We start from the raw sequence: 6741 nt of genomic DNA, 5'->3' as shown, positions 1-6741 counted from the left end.
CCCACCTACCCCACCCGAACCCCCCGCGTCCAACGCCGCGAGACCCCGCTGATCAAAGCCGCCATGGCGGCGAGAGCGGCGACGGTGGTCAGCGCGGTCGGCAACGAGAAGCGTTCGGCGAGCAGCCCGATGGCGGGCGGACCGAGCAGCATGCCGCCGTACCCGAAGGTGGACGCGGCGGCGACCCCGCCGGGCCCCGTCAGCTCGCCGGCGCGCCCGATGGCGACGGGGAAGATGTTGGCGAGGCCGAGCCCGGTCAGGGCGAAGCCGAGGAACACCGCCCACAGCACCGGTGCGAGAGAGGCGAGCAGCATGCCGGCGGCGGCGGTCGCCCCGCCCGCGACGAGTGTCCGGGTCTGGCCGAGCCGTTCGAGCAGGGCGGTGCCGGACAGCCGTCCGACGGTCATCGCGAGCGCGAACACGGAGTACCCGATGGCCGCGAGGCCCGCCCCGGCACCGACGTCCTGCTGGAGGTGGAGAGCGCCCCAGTCGGCGAGCGCCCCCTCGCCGTACGAGGAGCAGAGGGCGATCAGGCCGAAGACGACGACGAGGCCGCGTCCGCGCACGGGCGGCCGGGGCCGCTTCGGCGCGTCGGCCCGGACGGCCGGGGTCCTCTCGGGCGGCCGGGGCGCCGGATGGGCGAGCAGCACCCGCCCGGCGACGGCGGTGACGACCAGGCCGACGGCGGTCAGCAGGAGCAGGTGGTGGGTCACCGCGAGACGCCCGGCGACCAGGCCGCCGAGGCCCGCGCCGAGCATGCCGCCGACGCTGTAGGCGGCGTGGAAGCTGGGCATCACGGGCCGGCGCAGCGCCGTGACGAGGTCGACGGCCGCGCTGTTCATGGCGACGTTGATGCCGCCGTAGGCGGCGCCGAAGACGAGGAGGACCAGACCGAGGGCGGTCGCGGACCGGGCGAAGGGCGGCAGGGCGATACCGAGGGCCAGGACCGCCGCCGTGACGACGGTGACGGGGTGGCTGCCGAAGCGCCGGCATAGCCGTCCCGTCAGCATCATGACGGCAACGGCGCCGGCCGAGACGCCCAGCAGGGCGAGGCCGAGCGCGCCGGCGGAGGCGCCGGTGCGCTCCTTGATCGACGGGATGCGGACCACCCAGCCGGCGAAGAGGAAGCCGTCGAGGGCGAAGAAGACGGTGAGAGCGGTACGGAGGCGGCGGAGCGACGGATCGGCCGGGATGACACGCTGGTCCCCCCGAAGGGCCGTCCGTATTTTGTTTAGCGTCGGCACAAAGTCAGAATAGGGGTGTGACCCAGACTCGGACAACACGTTTGGAGCGCGGCCGGGCCGCCCTCGGCCCCGCCCTGGAGCTCGTCCACACCGGACGCGCCCCCACGCGCGCCGTGCTCACCGCCGAACTCGGCGTGACCCGCGCGACCGCCGGTGCCGTCGCCGCGGAACTGGAGGCCCTCGGCCTGATCCGGGTGGACGCCCGCCCGACGGCGTCCACCGGGTCGCAGGGCCGCCCCTCGCACCGGCTGTCCGTCGCGCCGGACGGTCCCGTGGTGCTGGCGGCGCAGATCCACGCGGACGGCTTCCGGGCCGCGCTCATCGGTCTCGGCGGGCGGATGGTCGCCACGGCGCCCGGCTGTATGACGGTCCCCGCCGACCCCGCGCGCATCATCGACGCCGTCGTGGAGGCGGGCGCCGGACTGCTGCGCGAGACGGGACGCCGCTGCCTGGGCGCCGGCCTCGCCGTCCCGTCGGCGGTGGCCGAGCCGGAGGGCACCGCCCTCAACCCGCTGCACCTCTCCTGGCCGGCCGGAGCGCCGGTCCGCACGCTGTTCACCGAGGCCCTGGCCAAGGCGGGCGTCCTCGGCCCGGGTGGCGTCCCCGTCACGGGCATGGCCGGCAACGACGTCAACCTCGCCGCCCTGGCCGAACACCGCCACGGCGCCGGCCGCGGCGCCCGGCACCTGCTGTGCGTGGCCACCGGCCACCGCGGCGTCGGCGGCGCGCTGGTGCTCGACGGGCGGCTGCACAGCGGGAGTTCGGGCCTGGCCCTGGAGGTCGGACATCTGACGGTCAACCCGTCCGGGCTCCCCTGCCACTGCGGCAGCCGCGGCTGCCTCGACGTCGAGGCCGACCCGGCGGCCTTCCTCACCGCCGCCGGCCGGACACCCGGCCCGGACAGCTCCCTGCTGCACCAGGCCACCGAGCTGCTCCGGACCGCGTACGACGACCCGTCCGTCCGCGAGGCGGCCGAGCTGATCGCCGACCGCCTCGGCCTGGGCCTCGCCGGCCTCGTCAACATCCTCAACCCCGACCGCATCGTCCTGGGCGGCCTCCACCGCGAACTCCTCGCCGCCGACCCCGACCGCCTCCGCGCCGTCGTCGCGGACCGCAGCCTGTGGGGCCGCAGCGGCAGCGTCCCCATCCTCCCCGCCACCCTCGACCACAACAGCCTCGTCGGCGCGGCGGAGGCGGCGTGGCAGCCGGTGCTGGACGATCCGCTGGGGGTGCTGGGCTGAGGCGGCCGGCGCCTTGCCGCGCTCCCGCGCCCCGGCCGGGTCGGGTCAGGTCAGGTCAGGTCAGGTCAGGTCAGGTCAGGCGAAACCGAGCATCCCGGGAGAGTCGATGTCTACCGTGATCACGCCCGGGGGGTACACCGCCTCCCGGTCGGTCAGCAGGATGGGCATGCCCGCGAACTCGGCCCGCGGCATCGCGCAGTACAGGGCGTGACACACGTCCGGTCCGCCGTAACCGTCGCGGATCATCGTCCCCACCGTGACCGCCGCGATGGCGTCCAAGTTGTCGACGAAACCAGTGGAAAGGGCGAGGGCATGCCAGGAGATGTCGTCGACCGACCCCGCTCGCATCAGACACGTAGCGGGAGCGACCAACCGGTCCCCCGCGACTTGGCCGCGTTCCCAGCAGGCAGGTGCAACGCCTTGTGACCCTGCGCGAGCGCCACTACAGCGCCCGTGTCGAGGGCGATCACGCGGCAGTACCTCGTGCGGCGGCCCGGACCTTCTCCGCGGCGATCTTATGGATATTGCCGAGGACGTCCGGGGCCTCCTCGAATTCCCCGTCGCTGATGTCCACGCCGAACAGACTGCGGATGACCTCCCTGTCGGCCGCCACCCGCTCGGCCCGCTGAGCGGCGGTCAGCTGCTGATCGGCCAGTCGTTCCACCAACTGGCCGATGCTCAGCCCTTGTTCCTTCGCCAGCTCCGCAAGGCGGTCGTGGGTAGCCCGGGAGACCGGGATCGTCGTCGTCGCCATAGCGGCAACATAGCGCCCCTACGGACCCGAGGTGGCCGGTCACCGGCACCGGTCGCCTCAGCACTCCGCTACACCGGCCAGTGCGTCCGCTATACCGGCGAATGCGCCCGCGCCACCGCCGGCACGGCCCCCGCGCCCGCCGGGTGCAGGGCCGCCGGTTCCGCGAAGGCCGCGGTGCCGAGGGAGGTCAGGGAGGCCGTCGCCCGTTCGAAGGCCACCGCGGGCTCGGCGCCGCGGTCGCGCCAGGGGTCGGCGGCGGGAGCGGAGGCCGGTACGAGCAGGGTGAACCACACCGCCTTCCCCCCGTCGTGGTGCGGCTGCACGCCCCAGCCGGCGCTGAGCGCCGCGACCAGGGCGAGGCCGCGCCCGTGGGTGCTGGTCTCGTCCGGAGCGCCGACGCGCGGCAGCCGGGGGTCGTGGTCGCGTACGGACACGGTGAGCCGGTCGAGCATGAGGGTGATCTCTACCGTGCACCGCTTGTCCGGCTCCGCATGCTGGTGGACGTTGGTGAGGAGCTCGGTCACGCCGAGCGCGGCGGGATCGATGAGCGGATCGAGATGCCAGTAACGCAACTGCGCAGAGACGATTCTGCGCACCTGCCGGATCCGCTGCGGCAGGGCTTGGAGCTCGACGGTGCAGTGCTTGTTCACTCGGCTGATCACGGCTGCGACTCCCTGAAGAAGTAGGGCTAGCCTGATGCAGATGCGTGTCGCGGTACGCGCCCGACCCGGTCCGGCGGGCGAGCCGGACCGCACGACGGAACCGATCCGGAACGCGACCGTCGATGAACCCTCAGTAGTGCTGGTACGCCTCAAGGGTCGGCCTTCGCCGTCGGCGACGCAACTCGTGCGCCCCCACCGTGCACCCGTGCCGCCCCTGTCGCGCGCTCGCTCCGGCGGGTGCGCGAGCGGGCGGGGGCTTGTACGGGGGCCGGTACTTACGGTGCTTCCGGGGGCCGGCCGGTACTTCCGGGGCCGGCGCTTCGGGTCTGGCGCTTCGGGGGCCGGTACTTCCGAAGGCCGGTACTGCGGGAGCCGGTGCTGCTGGAGCCGGTGCTGCGGAGGCCGGTTCGACGGAGGCCGGTTCGACGGCAGGGACATCGGAGCACGCCCGCCCAGGCAGCCGGACGCCCGTACGCACGCCTCGCTTGGCCGCCGTACGCGCATCTCACCGGGCAGTCGGTCACCGGTGGGCGCTGCCGAGTGCCCACCCGGCACGGCGGCGCCCCACCGCTCGTCTCCGCCCCGGCCGTGCGCCTTCGCTGGGGCGCCCCTCGCTCGGGCGCCATTCGCCGTTGGCCGCTCGCTCGCTCGCCGGGGCGCTTCGCCCTTCCCTCCGCTCCCCCACAGGTCTCTCCGCTCCCCCACGGTCCCGACCCTTGCCGCACATTCATTCCGGCCCGTCACCGCGCGCGGCCTCCACCGCCTCCAGGAACCGGCGGACCGCCGCTTCCGGATCCTGGCCCGAGTCCCCGAGGTCGAGGACGTACCGGTTGCCGTTGAGCGTGGCCCGGGCCCGGTCGCGGGCGGCGAACCAGGCCTTGCGAGCCTGGACCGCGTCCACCGGAGCGCTGTCGATCTCCACCCCGTAGCTGGTCAGGAGCTCCAGACGACCGTTGTGGATCTTCACCTGACCGGCCCGGGTGAGCGAGCGGAGCGATTTCTCGATCCGTACCCCCGTCGCTTGGAACTCCGGTTCCCCCACGGTGCACCGCCTCTCGGCCGATGGATGTCTGCTGCGCAGTCTGCCCGCGAGCCGGTACCCGCACCAGGGGCCGATTTCCGTCGCGGTCACGGGGCGCGAAGGCGCCCGGCGGCGCCCCGGCACACGACCGCGCCCGCCCGGCCGACGGCGCGCGACCGGGTGGTTCCCGCCGGCGACGCGCGGCGGGATGTACGTACCAGGCACCGGCATAAGCCGGTCAGGGGACCGGCACCGGACCGCGGCCGGGCGCACGGGACGCGACACGCGAACGAGCTCCGGCGGCGGGTCGTCGCACGCCGTTCCCGTACGGGTTCACCACCCGGAAGGCCGAGCAGACGGCACGGCGGAAACCGGCACGGCGGAAACCGGCACGGCGAGCATCGGCACAGCGAACATCGGCACAGCGCGCCTCGGCAGAGCGTCCGAAGAGACGGCGCCGCGCCCGTCACCCACCGGAATCCACACCCGGCTCCGGCTCCACGCCCGCCCCCGCCCCAGCCCCCGGCGCCCGCTCAGGCTTCGCCTCCCGTAGCGAAACCGCTTCCCCGGCCAGCCGCGCGTCCAGGGCGCGCAGCGCGTCACGGAAACCCCGGCTCGGGACCGGGCGGCCGAGCAGGGCGAGGCAGCGGATCGGCAGCGGGGCGTCCAGCGCCACCGTCCACCGGACGAGGGTGCCGCTCCCCGACGGCGTGAGCCGCCAGTCCTCCAGGAGGGCCCGGAGGAACGGCACGTTGGTGGTGTCGACGCGGTACGCGTACCGGCGGGGTGCGTCGTCCGCCACCACCGTCTCGTGGAACCGGGCCCCGCCCGCGAGCCGGATCTCGCGTCGCCGCCGCCCCGTCCCGTCCAGCGGCCGGGCCAGCGTGACGACGCGGAACCAGCGGGACCAGGCGGTCACTTCCTGGGCAAGCGCCCGGTACACCCGCTCGGGCGGAGCCTTCATCGGAGCGACGAACGTCAGCCGCAGCGGCGCGACGGCACCGCGAACCGCCGCACGGGAGAGCCGCGCGCGGGAGGGCAGAAGGCGCCCGAACACCGCCGCGCCCGGGACCAGAGCGCCCGCCGAACCCGAACCTGCCGGACCCGAGCCTGCCGACACTCCGCCCGCCGAACCGACGGCCGTCGAGTCGTCCTCCGTACCGGCGAAATCAGCGCCTACAGGGCGGAGTCTGCGCGCCATCGAGACACCCCCACGGGCTCGGCCGACCACATACGCGCACACCCTAGCCCGCAGGCCCCACCTTGTCTGCGGCGCGGGCTTCCGTGACAACTGCCTGTCCGCTGCCCGGTGCGGACGCCCCACTATGGTCCTGACGCGGGGCGGCACGAGAAGCGGTAGGAGGAAGCGGCGATGGACTCCGACCGTCTCAGCGAGCCGATCCGACGCATCACTTCGCCGGACGCCCGCGACAGGGGCTCGGGGCCGATCAGGCGGCCGATCGGCCGACGGCCTATTCGACGGACGACGAACGGATGCCGGCCGGCATCCCGGCCGCGTGCGCGGCCCGGGAGTCGGACGAGCGGGCGCTGGAGGCGCAGTTGCACGCACTCTTCGAGCTGGGGACCGGCGGGTTCACGGACGCGGAACGAAACCCGACACGGTCAGGACAACCGACCCCGGCGGCCCGGGCCACGAACGGAGAAACTCTCCGCGCACCCCTGACCGGTGTGAGCCCAGAGGCACCCGGCCGGATACGGACGGCGGACGGCGGACGGCGGACGGCGGACGGCGGACGGCGGACGGCGGACAAACGACACCCCGGCGCGCCCCTCGCCCTCCCACCACCCCCGAACACAC

The 6741-nt window shown here is 74.4% G+C and carries 7 protein-coding genes; 1 reads left to right on the top strand and 6 read right to left on the bottom strand.

What is annotated here, in order from left to right:
• Positions 1 to 5: 5 nt before the first annotated feature.
• Positions 6 to 1244: an MFS transporter gene (locus ACSNOK_RS29095; RefSeq protein WP_436783777.1), complete on the bottom strand. Its 1239-nt coding sequence runs from the start codon at positions 1242 to 1244 to the stop codon at positions 6 to 8.
• A gap of 17 nt (positions 1245 to 1261) precedes the next feature.
• Between ACSNOK_RS29095 and ACSNOK_RS29090 the strand changes: the two genes are divergently transcribed.
• Positions 1262 to 2485, top strand: coding sequence for an ROK family protein (locus ACSNOK_RS29090; protein ID WP_436783776.1), 1224 nt, complete (start codon positions 1262 to 1264; stop codon positions 2483 to 2485).
• A 75-nt stretch (positions 2486 to 2560) separates the two neighbouring features.
• On the opposite strand, the gene ACSNOK_RS29085 is transcribed toward ACSNOK_RS29090, so the two are convergent.
• The 5 genes from ACSNOK_RS29085 to ACSNOK_RS29065 all read right to left on the bottom strand — a co-directional run bounded on the left by ACSNOK_RS29085 (position 2561) and on the right by ACSNOK_RS29065 (position 5886).
• Complete coding sequence (locus ACSNOK_RS29085) at positions 2561 to 2833, bottom strand: hypothetical protein (RefSeq protein WP_436783775.1); 273 nt, start codon at positions 2831 to 2833, stop codon at positions 2561 to 2563.
• 118 nt (positions 2834 to 2951) lie between these two features.
• Complete coding sequence (locus ACSNOK_RS29080; RefSeq protein ID WP_436783774.1) at positions 2952 to 3239, bottom strand: hypothetical protein; 288 nt, start codon at positions 3237 to 3239, stop codon at positions 2952 to 2954.
• A gap of 89 nt (positions 3240 to 3328) precedes the next feature.
• Entirely contained in the window at positions 3329 to 3901 is a 573-nt protein-coding gene (locus tag ACSNOK_RS29075; RefSeq protein WP_436783773.1) for an ATP-binding protein, read from the bottom strand.
• Between the two features lie 727 nt (positions 3902 to 4628).
• Positions 4629 to 4943 (bottom strand): hypothetical protein, encoded by a 315-nt coding sequence (locus tag ACSNOK_RS29070; RefSeq protein ID WP_436783772.1) that lies wholly within the window; start codon positions 4941 to 4943, stop codon positions 4629 to 4631.
• Between the two features lie 445 nt (positions 4944 to 5388).
• Complete coding sequence (locus tag ACSNOK_RS29065) at positions 5389 to 5886, bottom strand: SRPBCC family protein (protein ID WP_436783771.1); 498 nt, start codon at positions 5884 to 5886, stop codon at positions 5389 to 5391.
• Positions 5887 to 6741 lie beyond the last annotated feature (855 nt).

Source organism: Streptomyces sp. URMC 126 (assembly GCF_051386555.1).
Lineage (GTDB): Bacteria > Actinomycetota > Actinomycetes > Streptomycetales > Streptomycetaceae > Streptomyces.
This window is presented reverse-complemented; position numbering and strand designations above follow the sequence as displayed.